At 70.0% G+C, this 22,068-nt stretch carries 25 protein-coding genes; 18 read left to right on the plus strand and 7 right to left on the minus strand.

Annotated elements, in window-relative coordinates; translation table 11 throughout:
• Positions 1–15: 15 nt before the first annotated feature.
• The 4 genes from ffh to KQ304_RS03205 all read left to right on the plus strand — a co-directional run bounded on the left by ffh (position 16) and on the right by KQ304_RS03205 (position 3,778).
• Complete coding sequence (gene ffh / locus KQ304_RS03190; RefSeq protein WP_259735674.1) at positions 16–1,488, plus strand: signal recognition particle protein; 1,473 nt, start codon at positions 16–18, stop codon at positions 1,486–1,488.
• Between the two features lie 96 nt (positions 1,489–1,584).
• Positions 1,585–1,983, plus strand: coding sequence for a 30S ribosomal protein S16 (gene rpsP / locus KQ304_RS03195; protein ID WP_259735675.1), 399 nt, complete (start codon positions 1,585–1,587; stop codon positions 1,981–1,983).
• Positions 1,984–1,994: 11 nt separating this feature from the next.
• Complete coding sequence (locus tag KQ304_RS03200; RefSeq protein WP_259735676.1) at positions 1,995–2,984, plus strand: PhoH family protein; 990 nt, start codon at positions 1,995–1,997, stop codon at positions 2,982–2,984.
• Between the two features lie 65 nt (positions 2,985–3,049).
• The gene (locus KQ304_RS03205; RefSeq protein ID WP_259735677.1) at positions 3,050–3,778 is read left to right on the plus strand and encodes a Bax inhibitor-1 family protein; all 729 of its coding nucleotides are present in this window, start codon (positions 3,050–3,052) and stop codon (positions 3,776–3,778) included.
• A 53-nt stretch (positions 3,779–3,831) separates the two neighbouring features.
• On the opposite strand, the gene KQ304_RS03210 is transcribed toward KQ304_RS03205, so the two are convergent.
• Positions 3,832–4,359 (minus strand): hypothetical protein, encoded by a 528-nt coding sequence (locus KQ304_RS03210; RefSeq protein ID WP_259735678.1) that lies wholly within the window; start codon positions 4,357–4,359, stop codon positions 3,832–3,834.
• Between the two features lie 31 nt (positions 4,360–4,390).
• On the opposite strand from KQ304_RS03210, the gene era reads away from it, so the two are divergent.
• The 5 genes from era to larB all read left to right on the plus strand — a co-directional run bounded on the left by era (position 4,391) and on the right by larB (position 8,306).
• Positions 4,391–5,422: a GTPase Era gene (era, locus tag KQ304_RS03215; protein WP_259735679.1), complete on the plus strand. Its 1,032-nt coding sequence runs from the start codon at positions 4,391–4,393 to the stop codon at positions 5,420–5,422.
• 62 nt (positions 5,423–5,484) lie between these two features.
• Complete coding sequence (locus tag KQ304_RS03220; protein ID WP_259735680.1) at positions 5,485–5,973, plus strand: phycobiliprotein lyase; 489 nt, start codon at positions 5,485–5,487, stop codon at positions 5,971–5,973.
• On the plus strand, positions 5,970–7,184 hold the full coding sequence (gene trmD / locus KQ304_RS03225; RefSeq protein WP_259735697.1) for a tRNA (guanosine(37)-N1)-methyltransferase TrmD: 1,215 nt from the start codon (positions 5,970–5,972) through the stop codon (positions 7,182–7,184). Before KQ304_RS03220 ends, trmD begins: the two co-directional genes overlap by 4 nt.
• A gap of 46 nt (positions 7,185–7,230) precedes the next feature.
• Positions 7,231–7,578: a TIGR03792 family protein gene (locus KQ304_RS03230; RefSeq protein ID WP_259735681.1), complete on the plus strand. Its 348-nt coding sequence runs from the start codon at positions 7,231–7,233 to the stop codon at positions 7,576–7,578.
• Positions 7,575–8,306 (plus strand): nickel pincer cofactor biosynthesis protein LarB, encoded by a 732-nt coding sequence (gene larB, locus KQ304_RS03235; RefSeq protein ID WP_259735682.1) that lies wholly within the window; start codon positions 7,575–7,577, stop codon positions 8,304–8,306. Before KQ304_RS03230 ends, larB begins: the two co-directional genes overlap by 4 nt.
• On the opposite strand, the gene KQ304_RS03240 is transcribed toward larB, so the two are convergent.
• From KQ304_RS03240 to KQ304_RS03255, 4 genes are all read right to left on the minus strand, one after another.
• Positions 8,257–9,171 carry a DUF1517 domain-containing protein gene (locus tag KQ304_RS03240; RefSeq protein ID WP_311133882.1) on the minus strand — a complete coding sequence of 305 codons (915 nt, stop codon included), beginning with the start codon at positions 9,169–9,171 and terminating at the stop codon, positions 8,257–8,259. The two genes, larB and KQ304_RS03240, sit on opposite strands and share 50 nt — an antisense overlap.
• Before the next feature lie 92 nt (positions 9,172–9,263).
• Entirely contained in the window at positions 9,264–9,497 is a 234-nt protein-coding gene (gene thiS, locus KQ304_RS03245) for a sulfur carrier protein ThiS (RefSeq protein WP_259735684.1), read from the minus strand.
• Entirely contained in the window at positions 9,494–10,546 is a 1,053-nt protein-coding gene (locus tag KQ304_RS03250) for a thiamine phosphate synthase (protein ID WP_259735685.1), read from the minus strand. The genes thiS and KQ304_RS03250 overlap by 4 nt, the downstream gene beginning before the upstream one ends.
• A gap of 90 nt (positions 10,547–10,636) precedes the next feature.
• Positions 10,637–11,662, minus strand: coding sequence for a bifunctional riboflavin kinase/FAD synthetase (locus tag KQ304_RS03255; protein ID WP_311133883.1), 1,026 nt, complete (start codon positions 11,660–11,662; stop codon positions 10,637–10,639).
• A 118-nt stretch (positions 11,663–11,780) separates the two neighbouring features.
• Between KQ304_RS03255 and KQ304_RS03260 the strand changes: the two genes are divergently transcribed.
• Positions 11,781–12,362 carry a DUF3611 family protein gene (locus KQ304_RS03260; protein WP_259735686.1) on the plus strand — a complete coding sequence of 194 codons (582 nt, stop codon included), beginning with the start codon at positions 11,781–11,783 and terminating at the stop codon, positions 12,360–12,362.
• Here the strand turns inward: KQ304_RS03260 and surE are convergent.
• Complete coding sequence (gene surE, locus KQ304_RS03265; RefSeq protein ID WP_259735687.1) at positions 12,347–13,141, minus strand: 5'/3'-nucleotidase SurE; 795 nt, start codon at positions 13,139–13,141, stop codon at positions 12,347–12,349. The genes KQ304_RS03260 and surE overlap by 16 nt on opposite strands.
• Before the next feature lie 80 nt (positions 13,142–13,221).
• On the opposite strand from surE, the gene pheS reads away from it, so the two are divergent.
• The 4 genes from pheS to KQ304_RS03285 all read left to right on the plus strand — a co-directional run bounded on the left by pheS (position 13,222) and on the right by KQ304_RS03285 (position 16,460).
• Positions 13,222–14,229, plus strand: a complete 1,008-nt coding sequence (gene pheS, locus KQ304_RS03270) for a phenylalanine--tRNA ligase subunit alpha (protein WP_259735688.1) — start codon at positions 13,222–13,224, stop codon at positions 14,227–14,229.
• Between the two features lie 61 nt (positions 14,230–14,290).
• The gene (locus KQ304_RS03275; RefSeq protein WP_259735689.1) at positions 14,291–15,241 is read left to right on the plus strand and encodes an NAD(+) kinase; all 951 of its coding nucleotides are present in this window, start codon (positions 14,291–14,293) and stop codon (positions 15,239–15,241) included.
• The gene (locus KQ304_RS03280; RefSeq protein WP_259735690.1) at positions 15,238–15,924 is read left to right on the plus strand and encodes a winged-helix domain-containing protein; all 687 of its coding nucleotides are present in this window, start codon (positions 15,238–15,240) and stop codon (positions 15,922–15,924) included. The genes KQ304_RS03275 and KQ304_RS03280 overlap by 4 nt, the downstream gene beginning before the upstream one ends.
• On the plus strand, positions 15,921–16,460 hold the full coding sequence (locus KQ304_RS03285) for a DUF192 domain-containing protein (RefSeq protein ID WP_259735691.1): 540 nt from the start codon (positions 15,921–15,923) through the stop codon (positions 16,458–16,460). Before KQ304_RS03280 ends, KQ304_RS03285 begins: the two co-directional genes overlap by 4 nt.
• Here KQ304_RS03285 and cbiE read toward each other — a convergent pair.
• Positions 16,420–17,697 (minus strand): precorrin-6y C5,15-methyltransferase (decarboxylating) subunit CbiE, encoded by a 1,278-nt coding sequence (gene cbiE / locus KQ304_RS03290; protein ID WP_259735692.1) that lies wholly within the window; start codon positions 17,695–17,697, stop codon positions 16,420–16,422. The genes KQ304_RS03285 and cbiE overlap by 41 nt on opposite strands.
• 62 nt (positions 17,698–17,759) lie before the next feature.
• Here cbiE and KQ304_RS03295 point away from each other — a divergent pair, with 62 nt between their 5' ends.
• The 4 genes from KQ304_RS03295 to KQ304_RS03310 form a co-directional block, all read left to right on the plus strand.
• Entirely contained in the window at positions 17,760–18,005 is a 246-nt protein-coding gene (locus KQ304_RS03295) for a hypothetical protein (protein WP_259735693.1), read from the plus strand.
• A 27-nt stretch (positions 18,006–18,032) separates the two neighbouring features.
• Positions 18,033–20,555: a GH116 family glycosyl hydrolase gene (locus KQ304_RS03300; RefSeq protein WP_259735694.1), complete on the plus strand. Its 2,523-nt coding sequence runs from the start codon at positions 18,033–18,035 to the stop codon at positions 20,553–20,555.
• The gene (locus tag KQ304_RS03305; protein WP_259735695.1) at positions 20,552–21,061 is read left to right on the plus strand and encodes a DUF3122 domain-containing protein; all 510 of its coding nucleotides are present in this window, start codon (positions 20,552–20,554) and stop codon (positions 21,059–21,061) included. Before KQ304_RS03300 ends, KQ304_RS03305 begins: the two co-directional genes overlap by 4 nt.
• A 557-nt stretch (positions 21,062–21,618) precedes the next feature.
• Positions 21,619–22,068: iron uptake porin (locus KQ304_RS03310; protein WP_259735696.1), on the plus strand; the 450-nt coding region annotated here is incomplete at its 3' end.

A 22,068-nucleotide genomic window follows, 5' to 3' on the forward strand; every position in this document is an offset into this window, starting at 1 on the left:
CCCTTCAGCAACGCCATGTTCGACGAGCTCTCCCAGCGTTTTGAGGATGCGGTCAAGAGCCTGAAGGGCCAGGACCGCATCACCGAGAGCAACGTGGAGGGGGCCCTCAAGCAGGTGCGCCGTGCCCTGCTCGAAGCCGATGTGAGCCTGGAGGTGGTCAAGGGCTTCATCGAGGAGGTGCGCACCCAGGCGGTGGGCGCCGAAGTGGTGCGCGGCGTCAGCCCCGACCAGCAGTTCATCCAGCTGGTGCACCAGGCCCTGGTGGAGGTGATGGGCGGCGAGAACGCGCCGCTGGCGGTGGCCGATCAGGCCCCCACCGTGATCCTGATGGCGGGCCTGCAGGGGGCCGGCAAGACCACGGCCACCGCCAAGCTCGGCCTGCACCTCAAGGAGCAGGGCAAACGGGCACTGATGGTGGCCGCCGATGTCTATCGGCCGGCCGCCATCGACCAGCTGCAGACCCTGGGGGCCCAGATCGGCGTGGAGGTGTTCAGCCTCGGAGCTGACGCCAGACCCGAAGAGATCGCCGCCGCCGGCATCGCCAAGGCGAAACAGGAGGGCTTCGACACGGTGCTGGTGGACACCGCCGGCCGCCTCCAGATCGACGCCGCAATGATGGAGGAGATGGTGCGGATCCGCCAGGCCGCGGCACCCGATGAGGTGCTGCTGGTGGTGGATTCGATGATCGGCCAGGAGGCGGCCGAGCTCACCCGCGCCTTCCACGCCCAGGTGGGCCTCACCGGCGCCGTGCTCACCAAGCTCGACGGCGACTCCCGCGGCGGGGCGGCCCTGTCGATCCGCAAGGTGAGCGGCGCCCCGATCAAGTTCATCGGCACCGGCGAGAAGGTGGAGGCGCTGCAGCCCTTCCACCCCGAGCGGATGGCCAGCCGCATCCTGGGCATGGGCGATGTGCTCACCCTGGTGGAGAAGGCCTCCAAGGAGGTGGAGCTGGCCGATGTGGCCAAGATGCAGCAGAAGTTGCAGGAAGCCTCCTTCGACTTCTCCGACTTCCTGCAGCAGATGCGCATGATCAAGCGCATGGGCTCCCTGGGCGGCCTGATGAAGCTGATCCCGGGCATGAACAAGATCGACGACGGCATGCTCAAGCAGGGGGAGGAGCAGCTCGGCAAGATCGAGGCGATGATCGGCTCGATGACCGCAGCCGAGAGGGAGCAGCCCCAGCTGCTGGCGGCCCAGCCCTCGCGGCGGCGGCGAATCGCGGCGGGCAGCGGCCACAGCCCCGCCGATGTCGACAAGGTGCTGGCCGACTTCCAGAAGATGCGCGGCTTCATGCAGCAGATGACCCGTGGCGGCATGCCCGGCATGCCTGGGATGCCTGGGATTCCCGGCATGGGCGGCGGCCTTCCCGGCATGGGCGGCGCCGGCATGCCGGGAATGCCGGGCCTGCCGGCGGCCGCCGGGAGGGGCGGCGGCTCGCGCAAGGCCAGCCGTCCCCCCAAGAAGCGCAAGGGGTTCGGCCAGCTCTGATGGGCGGCAAGGTAAGGTCGTTGTTTGGCGCGTGATTTCACCGCCAGGCGGAGTTTCCGCCCACCCCAACACCAAAGTCAGCAAGGCAAGGCCACGATGATCAAGCTCCGCCTGAAGCGGTTCGGCAAGAAGCGGGAAGTGAGCTTCCGCCTCGTGGCCACCAACAGCACGTCCCGTCGGGATGGTCTGCCGCTTGAGGAGCTTGGCTTCTACAACCCGCGCACCAAGGAAACCCGCTTGGATGCCGAAGCCATCCGGGTGCGCCTGAGCCAGGGCGCTCAGCCCACCGACACGGTCCGCTCCCTGCTGGAGAAAGGTGGCCTGATCGAGAAAACCATCCGTCCCGGCGAAACCGTCGGCAAGGCCAAGCAGGCTGCCGCCCGTGAAGCCGCCGTCAAGGACGCCGCCAAGGCCGCTGCTGCAGCCAAAGCGGCTGAAGCAGCGGCCGCTGCCGCCGCCGAGCCTGAAGCCGAGGCCGTCAGCGCCGGTGCCTGAGCGGACGCCCCATGGCCGGGGCTGAAACGCTTCCCTCCTTTGCGATCGACCTTCCCCACCAGGAAGCCGCCCTTGCCTTAGCCGGTGAGGCCGAAGCCACCCTGCATCGCCTTGAGGCCCTCACCGGGGCTTCCCTGGTGTTGCGGGGCCTTCAGCTGGTGATCCAGGGCAGACCCCCCCAGCTGGAGCGCGCCTCGGCTCTGGTGGAGCTGCTTCGGCCCCTCTGGGCTGAGGGTCAGGCCATCGGTGCGGTGGATCTGCAGACCGCCCTCACTGCCCTCGACAGCGGCCGCAGCAACGAGCATCGCGAGCTCTCCCAGCAGGTGCTGGCCCGCAGCCAGAGCGGCAAAGTGCTCCGCCCGCGCACCGTGCGCCAGAAGGCCTACGTGGAGGCGATGGAGCGCCACGACCTCACCCTCGCCCTCGGTCCGGCAGGCACCGGCAAAACCTTCCTGGCCACCATTCAGGCCGTGCGCATGCTCCAGGAGCGACGGGTGGAGCGCCTGATCCTCACCCGACCCGCGGTGGAGGCCGGCGAGCGCCTGGGCTTCCTGCCCGGGGATCTGCAACAGAAGGTCGACCCCTACCTGCGCCCCCTCTACGACGCCCTGCATGGCCTGCTGGGGGCGGAGCGCACCACGGCCCTGCTGGAGCGAGGAGTGATCGAGGTGGCGCCGCTGGCCTACATGCGCGGCCGCACCCTGGCCGATGCCTTTGTGATCCTCGACGAAGCCCAGAACACCACCCCCGCCCAGATGCGCATGGTGCTCACCCGGCTGGGGGAGAACTCGCGCATGGTGGTCACCGGGGATCCCACCCAGTCGGATCTGCCCCGCGACCAGCTCAGTGGCCTGGTGGAGGCCGCCGGCGTGCTGGCGGATGTGGAGGGCGTGGCGATCTGCCACCTCACCGCCGCCGATGTGGTGCGCCACCCGCTGGTGCAGCGGCTGGTGCAGGCCTACGCCCGCCGCGATGCGGTGACACCGGCCAAACAACGATAGGGAGAACCGCACACTTCCACCCAACTGTCACTGGCAGGATGGTGGCAATCGAATTCACTGGTCCCATGCCAGCCAGCAGCAATTTCCAGGAAGCGATCCGCGAGGCCCAGCAGGGCGCGCTGATCGGTCCCAACGTGGTCAACAAGGCGCTGCCCTACGTGGGTGGCGGCATGGTGCTCACCGCCGCCGGCGTGGTCGGCGGCCTCTCGATGATCGGCACCCCGCTGTTCATGCCGCTCTTCTGGGTGGCGCTGATCGGCAACTTCATCCTCTTCTTCGTCGCCCAGAACGTGGCGATGAAGGGCAACAACGGCACGGCCCTGCCGATCCTGGCGGTCTACAGCCTGATCACCGGCTTCACCCTCAGCGGCATCGTCGAGATGGCGATCGGCACCGCCGGCATCGGCGCGATCGGCACCGCCGCCCTGGCCACCGGCATCACCTTCGTGGTGGCCTCAGTGGTGGGCCGGCGCATGAGCGACACGATCGGCCAGGCCCTCGCCGGCGTGGTGGGCCTGGGGATCCTCGGCCTGATCATCGCCATGGTGGTTCAGATCGTGGGCGGAATCTTCATCCCCGGCTTCGGCGGCAGCGGCTTTGAGCTGCTGATCGCCGGCTTCGGCACCGTGTTGTTCGTGGGAGCCGCCTTCCTCGATTTCTACACCATGCCCCGCACCTACAACGACGACCAGTACCTGGCCGGCGCTCTGGGCATGTACCTCACCTACATCAACCTGTTCATCTTCATCCTGCGCCTGATCATTGCCCTCAACGGCGGCGGCCGTCGCGACTGAAGCGGCTGAAGCGGCTTAAGCAAGTTCAGCAGCAGAAAAACAACCGATTCAGCTCAGTCGTCAGCCACCGCCAGCACAGCTGAGCGGATGGCCAGACGCTGGGCTTCGTCGTAGCCCCAGCGATTCAGGAAGGCCACATCCTCCCCGGAACCCTCCGCAGCGGCCAGCAGCAGCTCCAGCCGCTGTTTGACCGCCACTGGCTCCAGCAGGCGCAGCAGTTCAGTGCACCTCCGAGCCACCCGCTCGGATCCGGCCCGTTGACCCTCATCACCGCAGCGCTGGTGATGGAGCGCCATCGCCGTGCTCATGGCCAGGTTGCGGGCGCTGAGATCCACCACCCCCTCGCCAGCCTGGCGCAGGCTCAGCACCAGGCAATCCGGCAGGCGATCCATCAGCGGGGCGTCGCTGGTGAGCGACACCACGAAGAAACCGCGGGCGCCATCGAGGCTGGCCACCAGCTCCCCCACCCGATCGGCCAGCACCTCATCACTGAGTTCGCCGTTCTGCCAGTGGCCCAGCCAGGCCGCGGCGATCTCCATCGCCTGGGGAAAACTGGGGGCGGGGGGAGTGGAAGCCGACATCTCGGACCGGTGGGCTGGCAGTGTTGAGGTTATGGACAAGCCGGGCCTGAGCGAGACCGAACCAAAGCAGCCGTTGGGAGCTGAACGGCCACTGCCGTTGTCCCTGGCCCTGCCGGCGCAGGCCCCCGAGGGCTTTCGCTCCGGGTTTGTCGCCCTGATCGGTCGCCCCAATGTGGGCAAATCGACCCTGCTCAACCACCTGGTGGGCGAGAAGGTGGCGATCACCTCGCCGGTGGCCCAGACCACCCGCAACCGCCTGCGGGCGATCCTCACCACCCCCAGTGCCCAGCTGGTGCTGCTGGACACCCCCGGCATCCACAAGCCCCACCACCTGCTGGGGGAGCGCCTGGTGAAAAGTGCCCGCAGCGCCATCGGCGAAGTGGACGTGGTGCTGCTGCTGGTGGATGGCAGTGAGCCGGCAGGGCGCGGCGATGGCTTCATCGTCGAGCTGCTGCGCTTCTGCCGGGCGCCGGTGCTGGTGGCCCTCAACAAGAACGATCTGGTGGACCCGCTGCGGGCCGCCGAGCTGGAGGCCAGCTACCGGGAGCTGCTGCTGTTCTCCGATCAGCGGGCCGATCCCACCGATCCCGGCCAGCGGCGCAGCGACTGGCCGCTGCTGGCCTGCAGCGCCAGCACGGGCGAAGGCTGCCCCGAACTGGTGGAGGCCCTGGCGGCCCGCCTGCCCCTGGGTCCCCATCTCTACCCGCCGGATGCGGTCAGCGATCAACCCGAGCAGCTGCTGCTGGCGGAGCTGATCCGCGAGCAGGTGCTCACGCTCACCCGCGAGGAGGTGCCCCACTCGGTGGCGGTGCAGGTGGAGCGGATTGTCGAAGACGGCAAGCGCATCGCCGTGCTGGCCACGGTGCTGGTGGAGCGCTCCAGCCAGAAGGGAATCCTGATCGGCAAGCGCGGTCAGATGCTCAAGGAGATCGGCAGCGGGGCCAGGGCCCAGATGCAGAAGGTCTTCGACGGACCGGTGTACCTGGAGTTGTTCGTCAAAGTGGTGCCCAACTGGCGGCGCAACCCGGCGCGGCTGGCGGAACTGGGCTATCGGGGCGAATGATGGCCGCCCCAGTGGCCTCCTCCAGCGACTGAGAGGATGGAGGGCCAGAGTGCGCCCCCGCCGTGAACGGCTCCAGCCCCACCTTTCCCCCCGAAGACCTGCCAGCCTTTCTCGACCTCTGCGCCGGTCAGTGGATGGTCCTGCGCAGCCAGATGGAGGCCACCACAGCCGCCAGCGGCGACGACGACGCCTGGCATGACAGCAACCGCGGCGATCTCGGGGTGAGCCTGCGCCCGGCCGCCCCCGGCCGCTCCCTCGGGGGGCTGGAGGTGACGGCACCCGATGGCCAGGCCCGCCTGCTCGACTTCGAGGCCGGCGGCAGCCTGCTGGGCGCCGAGGGCAGCATCGGCCAGTGGCAGCTGTGGCCCGATGGCAGCCTGGAGCTGGTGATCAGCAGCGGTGGCCTGGAGCAGCGCGAGCGGATCTGGTTCACCAAACCGAACCTGCGCCTGCGTAGCGTGATCGTCAACGGCGCCGACGGCCAGCCGGAGCAGGCCAGCTTCTGCTCCGAGATCCGCCGCGTCAGCCGCCCGGCCCCGGCGGAGAGCTGAGGGCCATGCGGCTGGATGTGGTGAGCCTGGCTCCCGAGTCGTTTGCGCCCCTCACCAGCCTCGGGGTGATCGGGCGGGCCTTCAACGCCGGCATCGCCGAGCTGCACACCCACAACCCCCGCGATCACGCCAGCGACCGCTACCGCAAGGTCGATGACCAGCCCTACGGCGGCGGCGCCGGCATGGTGCTCAAGCCGGAGCCGGTGTTCGCGGCCTTCGAATCCATCCCCGTGCTGGAGCGTCGCCGGGTGCTGCTGCTCAGCCCCCAGGGTCAACCCCTGCGTCAGGCCGACCTGCAGCGCTGGGCCCAGCAGCACGACCAGCTGGTGCTGCTCTGCGGCCACTACGAAGGCTTCGACGAGCGCATCCGCAGCCTCGCCGATGAGGAGGTGTCGCTGGGGGATTTCGTGCTCACCGGCGGCGAGCTGGCGGCGATGGCGCTGATCAATGGCGTGGTGCGGCTGTTGCCGGGCACGGTGGGCAGCGCCGAGTCGCTGCTGGAGGAAAGCCACAGCACCCTGCTGCTGGAGCATCCCCACTACACCCGTCCGGCCGAGTTCCGGGGGCTGGCGGTGCCACCGGTGCTGCGCAGCGGCGACCACGGCGCCATCGCCCGCTGGCGCTCCGAGCAGCAGCAGGAGCGCACGAAACAGCGCCGCCCCGACCTCTACCGTCGCTGGCAGGAGCAGCAGCAGCAGCTGCAGGGGCAGACCGAGATGCGCATCGGCAACGGCTACGACATCCACCGGCTGGTGCCGGGGCGTCCCTTGATCCTGGGGGGGCTCACCCTGGAGCACCCCGCCGGCCTCGGCCTCGATGGCCACAGTGATGCCGATGTGCTCGTGCACGCCCTGATGGATGCCCTGCTGGGGGCCCTCAGCCTGGGGGACATCGGCCAGCACTTCCCCCCCGACGACGAGCGCTGGCGCGGTGCCGACAGCCTGGTGCTGCTGGAGCAGGTGGTGGCCCTGGTGCGCCAGCAGGGCTGGCGGGTGGTGAATGTGGACACGGTGGTGATCGCCGAGCGCCCGAAGCTGCGGCCCCACATCGCCGCCATGCGCGCCGCCATCGCCCGGCGCATGGGACTGAGCCCCGAGCAGGTGGGCATCAAGGCCACCACCAATGAAACCCTGGGCCCCACCGGCCGGGAGGAGGGGATCGCCTGCCACGCCGTGGCGCTGCTGGAGCCATGGGGTGGCGGAGATGGGTAGGGTCTGCGCCCTGGCGCTGCTGTTGTTGACGTTGTTTCAGGGTGTGATGCCCTCTGCCGCCGGGGCGCTGCAGGAGCAGGTGGTGGTGGAGGTCCTGCGCCTGCAAGTGCCCGCCGCCGATCGAGAGGTCTGGCTGGAGGCGGAGCGGCAGAGCTGGGAGCCCTGGCTCCAGGCGCAGAGCGGCTTCCTGAAGCGGCGGATCTACTGGGATGCCGAGCGCGAGGAGGGGATGCTGCTGATCCACTGGGCCAGTCGCCAGCAGTGGAAGGGTCTTGCCACCGCCGAGGTGGAGCGGGTGCAGGAGCACTTCGATCAGCTGGCGCGCCAGGGCAGCGGCCGCAGCGACCCCCATCCCTTCCCCCTGCTGTTCAGCGGTGAGCTGATCCCCCAATGAATCCCAGCGAACCCCTGGCACGACTGGATCTGGGCCGGCGCCAGCGGCTGGGAATGATCGAGGCGATCTGGGGTGAAACCAAGGACGCCGATCAGATCACCACAATCCTGGAACGCCTGCACCAGGCCGGCGAGCTGGCCCTGGTGACGCGGGTGAGCCCCGAGAAGGCCGCCGCGATCGAAAAGAAGCTGCGCCAGGGGCCGACTCCGATTGCCGCCGGCTTTGAGCATCACCGCCAGGCCCGTGCGCTCACCAGCGGTGCCCTGCCCCGTGCCGATCCGGCCCTGGGGCTGGTGCAGGTGCTCTGCGGCGGCACCAGCGATCTGGCCGTGGCCCACGAGGCCCAGCTGGCCCTGCGCTGCCATGGGGTGGCCACGGAGCTGGTGGTGGATGTGGGCGTGGCCGGCCTGCACCGGCTGCTGGAGCAGCTGCCGCGGCTGCGCAGCGCCCGGGTGCTGATTGCCTGCGCCGGCATGGAAGGAGCCTTGCCCACGGTGCTGGCGGGGCTGTTGCCCCAGCCCGTGATCGCCGTGCCGGTGTCGGTGGGCTATGGCGTCAGCGCCGGCGGCGTGGCGGCCCTCAACGGAATGCTGGCCAGCTGCGCTCCGGGGCTGAGTGTGGTGAACATCGACAACGGCTACGGGGCCGCCATGGCGGCCCTGCGCATCCTGCTGGCGCTCAGAGGTGCTGCAGCTGGGGATAGGCCGTCAGCAGCTCCTCGGTGCTGAGCACCTCTCCCTTGCCCTCCGGCTGCCAGATCACCTCCAGGGCGATCAGATCGGTGGAAGACACCGCACCGATCACACCGAGACCATGGCGCAGGTCTTCGGCGCTGCTGATGGTTTTGAGGGGGATGCGGCCACGGCTGGCCACCAGCAGGGTGACGGCGATGAAGTCGCTGGTGGCATCGGTGGGTCCACTGGCGGCGGCTTCATCCTGGAAGCGGCGGCCGCCCACGTTGGAGGTGACCTCACTGCGCAGCTTGCTGCGCTCGGTCATCGAGAGCCGGTTGAAGGTGGATTCGGCGCTGGCGAAGGGCACCTGGCCCAGTTCGCTGTTGGCGTAGACCCAGAGGTCGGGCTGACGCAGCAGCGCCAGGCTGGTTTCCTGCAACAGCCGCTGCAGACCACTGCTGCCGGTGGTGTCGGCGGTGGCGGCCAGGCGACGCAGGTCATCCTGGAGTTCGCGGGCTGAGGCCAGCAGGCCCACCTGCAACTGGGCAATGCTCACCGGCCCATCGGCGCGGGGGGTGGCCGCCAGGGCCCTGCCGCCGCTGCTCATGCCGCCGCCACCACCGCCGCCGCGCAGGGTGTTCACGAGGAATCCGGCGATCGCCATCATGATCAAGAAGCCGAACAGGCCGCCACCGCCGAAGCCGAAGATCGGGATCAGGAAGGGGAAGCCGATGCCGCCGCCGCGGAAGCCGCCACCACCTCCGTAGCCACCGCGCAGGCCACCACCGCCGCCACCGCTGAAGTTACGGGGCATGGAGGGGGCCGAGCGGAAACTGCCGCCGCCGATGCGCCCGCCACGGGCCGCCCAGCTGGGCTCCGGCGCGTAGAACAGCAGCAGGCCACTGACCAGCACTGGCATGAGTGCCAGCAGAGACAGCCGGCGCAACCGGGCGAAAATCATGGGGAAGGGACGAGGGGACACAGATGTCACCCGAAGCAAGTGAGCCGAATCTAGGAACCACCCCCCACGATGGTGACCACCTCCAGTACGGAGTCCCCACCCACAGCCTGCTGGTCCCAGGCCGTGCGCGGCAGGATCTCGCCGTTGAATTCCACCACCACCAGCCGCGGTTCGTAGCCGAAGTGGCGCAACACCTCCGGCAGCGACAGGCCCGCCGGGCAGCGGCGGGCGTCGCCGTTGAGCTGGATCGTGAGGCTGCCGCTGGGCCGCTGTTCCCCGCTCATGCCTCCTCCCCCAGGGTTTCGAGCAACTGGCGGCTGGCCGCGCCCGGATCGCTCGCCGCGGTGATGGCCCGCACCACCGCCACCCGGCGGCCACCGGCCGCCTGCACCGACGGCAGCGTGGCGAGGTCGAGCCCGCCGATGGCGAAAAAGGGAATCGGGCTTTCAGCCGCCGCCTCGCTCACATAGGCCAGGCCCACGGGATCACGGCCGGGCTTGGTGGGGGTGGCGTTGATGGGGCCCACGCCCACGTAGTCGCAGCCCTCGGCCACCGCCTGGCGCAACTGCTCGATGCGCTGGGTGCTGCGGCCGATCAGGCGGTCGGGGCCCAGCAGGCGGCGGGCCTCGGCGGGGGGCAGATCCCCCTGGCCCAGGTGCACCCCATCGGCCTCCACCGCCAGGGCCAGGTCCACCCGGTCGTTGACGAGAAACAGCGCGCCATGGCTGGCACAGAGCTGACGCAGGGCGCGGGCCTCGCGCCAGCGCTCCAGGTCGTCGGCCTGCTTGGCCCGGTACTGCACCAGGCGCACCCCTGCCTCAAGGGCCGCGGCCACGGTGTCGTGCAGGCGGGGCGACGGGCTGGTGATCAGATACAGGTGACAGCGCAGCAGCAGCTCACGGCGGCCGGCGGCGGCGCCACAGGCCCGGATCAGGTCCACCTCCAGGTCGTAGAGGGCGTAGCGGATCGAGGCGGCTTCGGCGGCCAGCCATGGATCCCCGGCGCGGCCGAACTCCTCCAGCACCCGCAGGGCCTCCTGGGCGCGGCCGGCATTGGCGGCCACCACCTGGGCGGGCTGCTGCCGCTGGGCCTGGGCGGGATGGCCCAGGCCCGCTCCCCCATCGCTGGCGCTGTGGCGGGCGGCCTTGTAGGCGGGGAGGTGGCAGCGGCCCAGCCGCTGGCGCAGGTCCTTGAGCCGGGCCACCAGATCCTGGCGGTCAAGGCCGAAGCGGCACCAGTCTTCCAGCACCCGCAGGCCCTCGCGGGCACGGTCGAGGTTGGCATCGAGCAGGCGCAGCACGGCCGGCTCAGGGGTGGTCGGGGCGGCAGTCACGGGATCAGAACCTGCGTAAGGTGGGGCCGACTCCAGGGCAGGGCGGCAATGGATTTCGGCGATGGCGACAGCCCGATGCTGGTGCTGATCTCAGGAATTCTGCTGCTGGGGGGGATCGCTGCTTTCATCGGCTGGGGTCTGAGCAACGCCTACGCCCCCGGCTGAGCCGCGCTTCAGCAGCAGGCGGGCCTGGGCCGCATCCACGCCGATCTGGCGGCTGAGTTCCTCGAGGCCGGCAAAGCGCTGCTGGTGGCGCAGCAGCTGCAACGGCTCCACCTCCAGGTCACGGCCCACCAGCTCGATCTCCCGATCCAGCAGATGCACCTCCACCGCCGAGGGGGCCAGAGGATCCACCGTGGGCTGAGGGCCCAGGTTCATCACCGCCGCCATGGGCTGGCCACAGGCCTGCAGGGCCTCGCCCCCCAGGGTGGGTGCGGTGGTGCGCACCCAGGCGGCATAGACCCCCTCCTGGGGCAGGAATTTGCGGCCGTCCACCTGCAGATTCGCCGTGGGCCAACTGAGCTGACGGCCCAGCCCCCGGCCGCGCACCACCCGGCCACTGAAGCGATAGGGGCGCTCCAGCAGGCGGTTGGCCTCATCGATGGCACCGGCGGCCAGGGCCCGGCGGATGCGGCTGCTGCTGATGCGCTCGGAGCCATCCCAGAGCATCGAGGAGACCAGCACCCGCAGGCCATGGCGTTCACCGATCTGGCGCAGGCTGGTGGTGTCGCCGCTCCGGTCGTGGCCGAAGCGGAAGTTCTCACCCACCGCCACCTCGCGGGCCTGGAGCTCCCCCACCAGCACCTGCTCGATGAAGGCCTCCGGACTGAGCAGGGAGAGCTGGCGGGTGAAGGGCACCAGCACCAGCTGACGGATGCCGTAGGGCTCCAGCAGCGCCAGCTTCTCGCCCGGAAGATCCAGGCGCAGGCGCGGTTCGCCGTAGAGCAGCTCCCGCGGATGGGGCCAGAAGCTCACCACCGTGGGCACCAGCCCCGGGGTGGGGGCGGCGGCGACGGCGGCGATCACCCGGCGGTGCCCCTGGTGCAGGCCATCAAAACTGCCCAGGGCGACGGCGGTGGGCCGCATCGCCTCCTGGGGGGAGCGCAGGGGAATCAAGGAATCGGACGGAGCCCGGCTTGGAATCCATCCTTCCATGGGGGTTTCTGCCCAGAGGCGGCGACCGCTACGGGCCATGGCAAGTTTGTGGGGATCTGACCCTCAGTTCTGCCCCCCGATGGTTGACCGCCTCGATCTCCAGCTGGTGTCAGCGGCCCTGCGCCGGGTGGGCTGGATCCGCTTCTGGACCCAGCTGTGCCTTGGGGTGGTGGTGGTGGGCGTGCTGGCCTTCAACAACATCGGCGGGCGCCTGGCGGCCAACAGCGGCCGCTCCCTCGGGCTAGGCCCTGGCCTGTCGCTGACCACCCTCTCGTTTTTCATCCTGCTCTGGTGCCTGTGGCAGAGCTGGCTGGTGGTGCGTTGCGGCCGGGCCCTGGCCAGCCCCGCCCGCCCCAGCCGCGGCGAAACCACCCGACTGATCAAGCGGGGCGTGCTGGCCGATCTGGCCGGCCTCAGCCTGGCGGCGGTGGGGTATCAGGCCCTGGCCGGCAGCCTGTTCGTTCAGGCCTCGATGCAGGTGCCCGGCTTCTTCGGGGCCCAGCTGGCCGTGCCCCCCGGCACCCGCGGCGGGATGGTGGGCCTGCCGATCACCTCGATCGAGATGCTCTCGGTGCTGAGCAACACCCAGGTGCTGTTCGCCCATGTGATCGGCCTCTGGATCAGCCTCTGGCTGCTGCAGCGGGTTCACCGCTCCAGCTGAAGCGGCAGCTGCTCCAGCCCACCACGCCAGAACAGCTCCGGCTGCAGCGGGGTGAGGGCGGCCCCACCGGCGTGGATCTGGGCCACATCCGTGGGCCAGTTGAGGGGACCGGCCGTGGCCGATTCGGAGTCAACCACCAGCTCGCCGGCCAGCCAGTAGTAGGTGCGTCCGCGTGGATCGGTGCGCTGGTTGAACTGGTCGCGGTAGCGGCGCACCGCCGGGCGGCACCAGCGCACCGATCCGATCAGCTCGGGGGGCAGGGCCGGCACGTTGAGGTTGAGCAGTAGCCCCTCCGGCCAGCTCCCCGCCAGGGCCGCCTCCGCCACATCGAGGGCGAGGCTGGCGGCCGGGCCGAACTGGCGCCAGTCGAAGCAGGCACTGCTCACCGCCAGGGAGGGCAGGCCCTCGAGGGTGCCCTCCATCGCCGCTGAAACCGTGCCCGAATAGAACACATCGCTGCCCAGGTTCGGGCCGTGATTGATGCCTGAGAGCACCAGATCGGGCGGGGCGTCCAGCAGCCGGCCGAGGGCGAGCTTGACGCAGTCGGAGGGGGTGCCGCTGCAGGCCCAGGCGGTGATGCCGGCGGCGAAGAGCCGGTCGGCCCGCTCCGCCCGCAGGGGGGTCTGCATGGTGAGGCCATGGCCGGTGGCGGAGCGTTCCTGGTCGGGGCAGACCACCGTGACGGTGTGGCCGCGGGCCACCGCTTCAGCCGCCAGGGTCTGAATCCCCTCGGCGAACACCCCGTCGTCGTTGCTGATCAGGATCCGCAGGCTGGGCATCGGGAGCGGCAGGGGCAGGGGCGCTGGCGGCAACTTAGGCAGGCTCCCTCCGTACAGTCGATCGCCACCGCCCCCGTTCCGTGAGCGCCACGATCAGCCTCCAGCAGCTCACCGACCAGCTCGAGGCCCTTGAAGCCGAAGCGGCGGCCTCCATCGCCGCCGCCACTGGCACCACGGAACTGGAGGGACTGCGGGTGGGCCTGCTGGGCAAGAAGGGCCGCCTCTCAGCCGTACTGGGGGCCATGGGCAAGCTGGATGCCGCCGAGCGGCCCGTGGTGGGTCAGCGGGCCAACGTGCTCAAGGAGCAGGTGCAGGCGCTGCTGGGCCAGCGGCTGGAGGGGCTGCGGGGCGCCGCCATGGCCGAGAAGCTGGCGGGGGAGCGGCTGGATGTGACCGCCCCCAGCCGCTACGTGCCGGCGGGGCACCGCCACCCGCTGATCCGCACGGTCGAGGAGATCGTCGATGTGTTCGCCGGGCTGGGCTACCGCGTGGAGGAGGGGCCGGAGGCCGAAACCGACTACTACAACTTCACCGCCCTGAACATCCCGCCGCACCACCCGGCCCGGGACATGCAGGACACCTTCTACCTGCCCGGTGAGCGGCTGCTGCGCACCCACACCTCACCGGTGCAGATCCGCCACCTGGAGAGCAATCCGCCACCGGTGCGAATCGTGGCGCCCGGGCGGGTGTACCGACGCGACGCGGTGGATGCCACCCACTCGCCGGTGTTCCACCAGGTGGAGGTGCTGGCCATCGATGAAGGCCTGGATTTCAGCCACCTGCGCGGCACCGTCACCACCTTCCTGCAGCAGTTCTTCGGCGATCTGCCCGTGCGCTTCCGCGCCAGCTACTTCCCCTTCACCGAGCCGTCGGCGGAGGTGGATGTGCAGTGGCGGGGGCGCTGGCTGGAGGTGATGGGCTGCGGGATGGTGGATCCGGCGGTGCTGGAGGGCCTGGGGCTGGATCCTGAGCGCTGGAGCGGTTTTGCCGCTGGCCTGGGGGTGGAGCGGTTCTGCATGGTGCGCCACGGCATCGACGACATCCGCCGGCTGTTCACCAGCGATCTGCGCTTCCTGGAGCAGTTCTGATGCCAATCGGGCCGCAGCAGGAAGGCTCCCCATACACTCAACAGGTTCTCGCCTCCGACCGGTGCCCTGCGTCGGACTGATCGTCAACGACGGCAAGGATCTGGCCGTCAAGACGGCCGATCTGATCCAGAGCCGCTTTGAAGCGGCCGGCACCAGCGTGCTCAGGGTGAGCAGCTCCGGCGGGATGGTGGGTTTCGCCAATCCCGACCACCACCTGCGCAGCCGTGGCTTCAGTGCCTGCGTGCCGGCGAGCTTTCACCCGGAGATGAGCCTGGCGGTGGTGCTGGGCGGCGACGGCACGGTGCTCTCCGCCGCGCGCCAGACCGCACCGATCGGGGTGCCGATCCTCACGGTCAACACCGGCCACCTGGGTTTCCTGGCCGAGGCCTACCTCAGTGAGCTTGACGGGGCCATGGAGCAGCTCCTCAGCGACCGCTGGAGCGTGGAGGAGCGCACGATGCTGGTGGTGAGCGTGATGCGCGGCGACCAGCGGCGCTGGGAGGTGCTCTGCCTCAACGAGATGGCCCTGCACCGGGAACCGCTCACGAGCATGTGTCATTTCGAGATCGCCATCGGCCGTCATGTGCCGGTGGACATCTCCGCCGATGGGGTGATCCTCTCGACCCCCACCGGATCCACCGCCTATGCCCTCAGCGCCGGCGGCCCCGTGATCACCCCCGACTGCCCGGTGCTGCAGCTCACCCCGATCGCCCCCCATTCCCTCGCCTCCCGCGCCCTGGTGTTCAGCGACCAGGAACCCGTGACGGTGTTTCCAGCCACGCCGGAGCGGCTGATGATGGTGGTGGACGGCAGCGCCGGCTGCTACGTGTGGCCGGAAGATCGGGTGCTGATCCGCCGCAGCCCCCACCCGGCCCGCTTCGTGCGTCTGCAGGACCACGAGTTCTTCCAGGTGCTGCGCAACAAGCTGGGCTGGGGACTGCCCCATGTGGCCAAACCCAACAACGAGGAGTTCGGCGGCCGCGACGGCCCCGGTGCCGGAGAGGCGCCATGACCAGCGGCGGGCCGCTGATCCTGCTGGTGGGCGAGCAGGCTGAGGCGATGGCGCCGCGTCTGGAGGCCTCCGGTTACCGCACCGCTCCGGTGGGAGCCCTGCCCGATCCGCCGGCGGCGGTGCTGGTGTCGGGGGCCGATGGGGTGGCCACGATTCCGGCCCTGCGCATGATTCTGGAGGAGGTGCCGATCCTGCTGGATCTGGTCAACGACAGCATCGAGGCCCGCTCCCTCTGCTTCAGCTCCGGCGCCGACGATTTTTGGCTCTCCAGCGCCGGTGGCAGCGACCTGCTGATGCGTCTGCGCCTGCTGCTGCAGATCCGCGGTCGTCACCGCAGCGGCGGCGGCGGCCTGGTGCCCCCCCTGCAACTGGCCGACCTCAGCCTGGATCCCGCCAGTCGGGAGGTGCGGCGGGGCCGCCGGCCCCTGGCGCTCACCGCCCGCGAATACCAGCTGCTGCTGACACTGATGAAGCAACCGGGCCTGGTGCTCAGCCGCGAGCAGATCCTCGCTGAGGTCTGGAACGACCAGCAGGGAACCGCCAGCAATGTGGTGGAGGTGTACGTGCGCTACCTGCGCCAGAAGCTGGAGGAGCACGGCGAGCGGCGGCTGATCCACACGGTGCGCGGACGGGGCTACTGCCTCTGCGAGCGTGCCCCCCGCCAGGAGCGCCCCGCCCCATGACCCTGTCCCGGCCGCAGCCGTCAACGTCGCCTTCGGCCTGGCGGGTGCCGCTGGGGCTGGTGCTGGGGGCCCTGGCCCTTGGCGCCCCCCGGACCCTCGCCGAGGCAGGGCCTCCTCAGGTGTTGCCGCTGGAGGCGGAGTGGTGCCTGGAGGACACCGGCGGCTGCATCCAGCTGGAGGTGCCCAGGACTCAGCGCCAGTACAGCCTGGGGCTGATGCAGCGCCCACCCCTGGGCCCGCTGCGCGGCATGTGGTTCCGTTTTGATCCGCCCGAGCCTGCGCGCTTCTGGATGCACCAGACCATCAGTCCACTGGACATGATCTTTGTGCGCGAGGGCCGGGTGATCGCCATCGAAGCCGCCGCCCAGCCCTGTCCGCGCCTGCCCTGCCGCAGCTACGGGCCCCAGGAGCCCGCCGATGGGGTGGTGGAGATCGATGCCGGCGAGGCGGCCCGCCTCGGCGTTGTTGTGGGATCTCCCGCGCCGATTCGCTGGCTCAGGCGGGGCAGCGCCCCTTCAGCACCAGCACCGGATTGAGCGGGGCCAGGCGGGTGCCCTCCGCCAGGGGAGCCCCGCGCCAGCACTGATGCTGGCTCACCGTCATGGCCAGGCCAGCGTGCTCCAGCAGGGGCCGCAGCTCCGGGAGGGCCTCCAGGGTGGCCAGCGGCATCACCACCACCCCCCGGGGGCGCAGCCGCTCCAGCACCGCCGCCAGCACGGCCACCCGCCCACGGCCACCGCCGCCGATCAGCACCCGGTCGGGGTCGGGGAAGCCGCTGAGCGCCTCTGGAGCCCGGCCTTCATGGATCGCCGCCGGCCGCACCCCCAGGCGCTCGGCGTTGGCCCGGATCAGGGCCGCTGAGCCGCCGCGCTGCTCCAGGGCCCAGAGCTCCAGGGCCGGCCGCAGGCGCAGGGCCTCCAGGCCCACCGAGCCCACCCCGGCCCCCACGTCCCAGAGCACCCCGCCGGCGGGCAGCTCCAGGTCGGCGAGCAGCTGGATGCGCACCTCCCGCTTGGTCATCAGCCCGGGGCGATCGGGATGCTGCAGCCAGAGGCCGTCGTCGAGGCCGAACAGCGGCAGCTGGGTGGGATCGGCAGCGGAGGGCGGCTCGGCGATCAGCAGCACCAGGTGCAGGGGATCGAGATCGGCCGGCAGGGGCGCCTGGGGCGCCAGCCGCTGCACCCGCTCCTGGGGGTGACCGAGCCGCTCGCACAGCCACAGGGCATAGGCCGCCTCCAGGCCGGAGGCCGCCAGGATCCGCCGCACTTCCTCAGCGCCGCCGCGGCTGGGATCGGTGAGCACCGCCAGGGCGGCCGGCCGTTGCTGCAGGCGGGCCGCCAGCGGATCAGGCTCACGGCCGTGCAGGCTCAGCCACTGGGCGTCCTGCCAGGGGCGACCGAGGCGGGCGAAGGCCAGCTGCAGGCTGGAGGGGGCGGGATGAAAGCGCAGGCAGCTGCTGGGAAAGCGCTCCAGCAGCAGCCGGCCGATGCCGAACCAGAGCGGATCCCCTGAGGCGAGCAGCACCACCGCCTGGCCGGCGGCCATCGCCTGCTCCAGCTGGGGAAAGAGCTGCTCAGGGCGATCACTGGCGATCAGCTGTGGCGGTGACGCCGCGTCCGCCAGGGCCTGGCGCAGCTCCGGCAGCAACCGGGCGGGGGCCGCCAGCAGCTGGGCCTGGCGCACCAGGGCCGCCGCCGCTGCCGGCAGCGAGGCCAGGCCGGCGGCATCGGTGCCGATCACCTCGAGGTGCTGGGGCTGGTGCGGTGGCTGCACAGGGCGACTCCGGGGCGGCGGCTGGCCGGGCCTCGCCATGATGCCCGCGAGTTGATGCCGCCATGGCAGCCCCTGAGCCCCCCTCCCGCCGCCAGCGCGTGCATGAGCTGGCCCTGGCCCTGCTGGCCCGCCAGAGTGAGATCGAGCTGCTCAGCCCCGAGGCCACCGGCGGCGGCGGCGAGGAGGCCGGTCTGTGGCTGGAGCGGAACCGGCGCGTGGTGCTGCGCTACCAGGCCGTGGTGCGCTCGGCCATCACCCTCGATGCCCTGATCGAGCAGGAAGTGGGCGCCGGGGCGGGCCAGCTCTGACAAGCTGACCCCATCTCGATCAGCACCATGGCTCCGTTCGGCCTGTCCGCCCTCTCCACGCTGCTGCGCGGGTCCGGCGCCGGTCGGCCCGCTCTGGCCCCGCCCGCCAGCTGGCAACGGCCGATCGGCCAGGGCTGGGAGGCGCCCTACACAGTGCGCTACGCCAGCAACCTCGACGACGGCCCCAACCACGGCGCTCCCCTGGGTGGTTTCGGTGCCGGCTGCATCGGCCGCGGCCCCGACGGCACCTTCAACCTCTGGCACCTCGATGGGGGTGAGCACTGGTTCGGGGTCCTGCCCGACTGCCAGTTCGCCCTCTACGAGCACGACGGCAGCAGCAGCCGGGCGCGGGCCCTGGCCCTGGCGCCGGAGCGCGACGACTCGCAGCCTGAGGCCAGTGAGCGGCCCCTGGGGCGCTGGCAGTGGTTGGAGGGCAACGCCAGCAGCACAGAGGCAGGCAGCGGCACGGCCGGCAGCTACGCCGCCCGCTATCCGCTGCACTGGTTCGATTACAGGGCCGATTTCCGCGCCGAGGCCAGCTGCGAGGCGTTCAGTCCGATCCTCCCGGGCGACTACCAGCGCACCAGCTATCCGGTGGCGGTGTTCCGCTGGCGGCTGGCCAACCCCACCAAGGCGCCCCTGGATCTCTCGCTGCTGCTGAGCTGGCGCAACACCGTGGGCTGGTTCACCAACACCGACCCCAGCGCCGCCGTGGTCTTCCGCGACGACGGCAGCCCCGAGCACAACTATGTGCCCGCCATCGGGGCGGGGCTGGGCCAGCGCAACCGCTGGGTCGATGCCCCCGGCCTCAAGGGCGTGCTGCTGGAGGGATCACCGAGCCAGCCGATCGCCGAGGGGCAGGGCCAGTGGTGTCTGGCGGTGCCAGACGACCTCGAAGGGGTGGAGGTGATGCGCTGCAGCCGCTGGGACCCCAGCGGTGATGGCGGCGAGATCTGGGAGGCCTTCAGCCGCGACGGCTCCATCCCCGACAGCAACAACGATCGCCGCAGCACCGGCCACGAGCAGGCCAGCGCCGCCATCGCCCTGCGGCTGAGGCTGGAGCCGGGGGCTGAGATCGAGCTGCCGCTGGTGATCAGCTGGGATCTGCCCGTGACCGCCTTCGCCACCGGCAGTTCCGCCCTGCGCCGCTACACCGATTTCTTCGGAGCCACGGGCAGCAGCGCCGCCGCCATCGCCGCCGAAGCCCTGCGCGAGTGGCGCCAGTGGCGCGACGCGATCGAGGCCTGGCAGCAACCGGTGCTGGAGCGCAGCGATCTGCCCGAACCGCTGCGCATGGCCCTGTTCAACGAGCTCTACGACCTCTGCAGCGGCGGCAGCCTCTGGACCGCCGCCAGCTCCGCCGATCCGGTGGGCCGCTTCGGGGTGCTGGAGTGCCTCGACTACGCCTGGTACGAAAGCCTGGACGTGCGGCTGTACGGCTCCTTCGCCCTGCTGCAGCTCTGGCCCGAACTGGACAAGGCGGTGCTGCGCAGCTTTGCCCGGGCCATCCCCGCCGCCGATGCCACCCCCCGGCCGATCGGCTGGTATTTCACCCAGGGACGGGGCCGGGTGGAGGCGGCGCGCAAGCTGGCCGGTGCCACCCCCCACGACCTGGGCGCGCCGAATGAGCGGCCCTTCGATGCCACCAATTACACCGCCTATCAAGACTGCAACCTCTGGAAGGACCTGGCCTCCGATTTCGTGCTGCAGGTGTGGCGCCTGTTCCGCCTCTCCCCCTCTGGCGAAGACCTGCGCTTCCTGGCCGACTGCTGGCCGGCGGTGGTGGAGGCCCTGCGCTACCTCAAGCAGTTCGACATCAACGACGACGGGCTGCCCGACAACGGTGGCGCGCCGGACCAGACCTTCGATGACTGGCCCCTGCAGGGGGTGAGCGCCTACTGCGGTGCCCTCTGGATCGCGGCGCTGGAGGCGGCCCTGGCCATGGCCCAGCGCCTGCAGCTCGACCTCGGCCTCGACACCGGCGCCGAGCAGCGGGAATTCGGCAGCTGGCTGGAGCCCTCCCGGGCGAATTTCGATCGGCTGCTCTGGAACGGGGAGTACTACCGCATCGACGCCGGCAGCGGCACACCGGTGGTGATGGCCGACCAGCTCTGCGGCGATTTCTATGCGCGTCTGCTGGGGCTGCCAGCGGTGGTGAGCGACGAGCGGGCCCTCTCCTCGCTGACGGCGATCCGTGAGGCCTGCTTCGAGAGCTTCGAAGGCGGGCGCCTGGGGGTGGCCAACGGCCTGCGCCGCGACGGCACGCCGCTCGACCCCAAGGGCACCCACCCACTGGAGGTGTGGACCGGCATCAATTTCGGCCTGGCGGCCTACTACCGCCTGATGGGCCAGACCGACACCGCCCTGGCGATCACCGGCGCCGTGGTGGGCCAGGTGTATGCGGGGGGGCTGCAGTTCCGCACACCGGAGGCGATCACGGCGGTGGGTACGTTCCGCGCCTGCCACTACCTGCGGGCGATGGCGATCTGGGCGCTCTGGGCCACCCACACCGACTGGCAGCCGATCCCCGGCGCGGAGCGCGAACCATGAAGCGGCTGATCCACCGCGCCGGCCGGCTGCTGCTGGCCCTGGCCCTGGTGCTGGGCTGCCTGCTGGCCTCGCCCACCAGCCCGGCGCTGGCGCACCTGCATGAGCACCCCAGCGAAACCGGAAGCCCGGTGCTGCGCAGCCTGGTGAGCCTGCGCGACCTCGATGACCAGGCCTGGCAGCTGGTGGCCTTCCGCGACGGTGAGCCCGGGGCACCCCTGCGCCTGCGGGTGGTGGGATACCCCGGCAAGGTGCGCCTGGATCACCCCACCGCTCTGCAGGTGCGCTCAGGCCCGTTCCAGTGGCAACTGAGCGACGTGACGCTGGAGAGCCCGGCTCTGGCGGGCGACGGCCGCTCCGCCGCCGCCGAATTCGATCTGGCCCCTCTGCTGGCGGAACTGAGCCAGAACCGACCGCTGAGACTGCGCTTGCCGGGGGTGTTCACGGAGCTGCCAGTTCCTCCGTTCGTGGTGGCGGAGTGGCGCAGCCTGAAGGCGCCACCGTCTTGAATCAAGCCAGCGTGTTCACTGAATTCATGAGGTGATCATCGAGCGACTTCGATGATCAGATGATCAAATCGCAAAAGTGATCAGCGGATTTTCAAGATACCAACCCACCAAGTACCTTTATTTTCTGAACTGCTCAATGGCTCTGATCCACAGAGCAAGAAGTGGCCATACTGACGCCCAGCCAATCAAGCTGATGTCACGAGTCGTTACAAGGACAAGTCTATCAGTGATCCGAATTGCAGCGATCAGCTGCACTGATCAGAGCGCAATTTCATCCCGTCAAGCGACCTGACGGGGCGGCGAAGAAATGACCAAATCTGACTCCATCAGCCTGGGCCACTCAGATTCTGCCAAGTCACAGCTCTGGACTCAGGAGACCGATAACAGCACCTCGATGTAGTCGCAGGCACATCAATCGCTCAGATCGCAGGCCAGGAAGGCCCTTTGCCAAGCGTAGACACTGAGGCAACCGTCACAAGCCCTGATCAGGCCTGGGGCAGGGCGCATTTCTGTACCACGTCAGTGGCAACACCAGCCACGCCTGTGTGGAATGTCCGATGAACAAGTTTCAGCAACGGCTGGTTGTCCCAGTGGTCCTCGGCCTGATCTCACCCCTGGCGGCAACCGCCGCTGAACTCAATCTCGACGGCATCAACCAGTACGCCAAGAGCGCAGGCGATCACAGCCAGGACCAGGTCACCAGCATCACCCAGTTCTCAGATGTGCAGCCCACCGAGTGGGCCTACCAGGCGCTCTCGAACCTGATCGAGCGCTACGGCTGCGTCGCTGGTTACCCCGATGGCACCTTCCGCGGCAGCAAGCCCCTGAGCCGCTGGGAAGCCGCTGCCCTGCTCAACGCCTGCCTTGATCGGATCACCGAAGTGACCGACGAGCTGCGCCGCCTGCTCAAGGAGTTCGAGAAGGAACTGGCGATCCTGCGTGGTCGCGTCGACAACCTCGAAGCCAAAGTTGGTGAGCTGGAAGCGAACCAGTTCTCCACCACCACC

This window comes from Synechococcus sp. CS-1329 (genome assembly GCF_025128055.1).
Lineage (GTDB): Bacteria > Cyanobacteriota > Cyanobacteriia > PCC-6307 > Cyanobiaceae > Regnicoccus_A.

What these genes read in the sequence shown, in the direction of transcription:
- KQ304_RS03285 (WP_259735691.1), top strand. Translation starts at nt 15,921, where the DNA reads ATGACCCTGTCCCGGCCGCAGCCGTCAACGTCGCCTTCGGCCTGGCGG.
- KQ304_RS03205 (WP_259735677.1), top strand. Translation starts at nt 3,050, where the DNA reads ATGCCAGCCAGCAGCAATTTCCAGGAAGCGATCCGCGAGGCCCAGCAG.
- KQ304_RS03240 (WP_311133882.1), bottom strand. Translation starts at nt 9,171, where the DNA reads ATGCCAGTGCTGGTCAGTGGCCTGCTGCTGTTCTACGCGCCGGAGCCC.
- KQ304_RS03200 (WP_259735676.1), top strand. Translation starts at nt 1,995, where the DNA reads ATGGCCGGGGCTGAAACGCTTCCCTCCTTTGCGATCGACCTTCCCCAC.
- KQ304_RS03305 (WP_259735695.1), top strand. Translation starts at nt 20,552, where the DNA reads ATGAAGCGGCTGATCCACCGCGCCGGCCGGCTGCTGCTGGCCCTGGCC.
- rpsP (WP_259735675.1), top strand. Translation starts at nt 1,585, where the DNA reads ATGATCAAGCTCCGCCTGAAGCGGTTCGGCAAGAAGCGGGAAGTGAGC.
- KQ304_RS03210 (WP_259735678.1), bottom strand. Translation starts at nt 4,359, where the DNA reads ATGTCGGCTTCCACTCCCCCCGCCCCCAGTTTTCCCCAGGCGATGGAG.
- larB (WP_259735682.1), top strand. Translation starts at nt 7,575, where the DNA reads ATGAATCCCAGCGAACCCCTGGCACGACTGGATCTGGGCCGGCGCCAG.
- KQ304_RS03280 (WP_259735690.1), top strand. Translation starts at nt 15,238, where the DNA reads ATGACCAGCGGCGGGCCGCTGATCCTGCTGGTGGGCGAGCAGGCTGAG.
- era (WP_259735679.1), top strand. Translation starts at nt 4,391, where the DNA reads ATGGACAAGCCGGGCCTGAGCGAGACCGAACCAAAGCAGCCGTTGGGA.
- KQ304_RS03295 (WP_259735693.1), top strand. Translation starts at nt 17,760, where the DNA reads ATGGCAGCCCCTGAGCCCCCCTCCCGCCGCCAGCGCGTGCATGAGCTG.
- KQ304_RS03230 (WP_259735681.1), top strand. Translation starts at nt 7,231, where the DNA reads ATGCCCTCTGCCGCCGGGGCGCTGCAGGAGCAGGTGGTGGTGGAGGTC.
- KQ304_RS03260 (WP_259735686.1), top strand. Translation starts at nt 11,781, where the DNA reads ATGGTTGACCGCCTCGATCTCCAGCTGGTGTCAGCGGCCCTGCGCCGG.
- KQ304_RS03300 (WP_259735694.1), top strand. Translation starts at nt 18,033, where the DNA reads ATGGCTCCGTTCGGCCTGTCCGCCCTCTCCACGCTGCTGCGCGGGTCC.
- ffh (WP_259735674.1), top strand. Translation starts at nt 16, where the DNA reads ATGTTCGACGAGCTCTCCCAGCGTTTTGAGGATGCGGTCAAGAGCCTG.
- thiS (WP_259735684.1), bottom strand. Translation starts at nt 9,497, where the DNA reads ATGAGCGGGGAACAGCGGCCCAGCGGCAGCCTCACGATCCAGCTCAAC.
- surE (WP_259735687.1), bottom strand. Translation starts at nt 13,141, where the DNA reads ATGCCCAGCCTGCGGATCCTGATCAGCAACGACGACGGGGTGTTCGCC.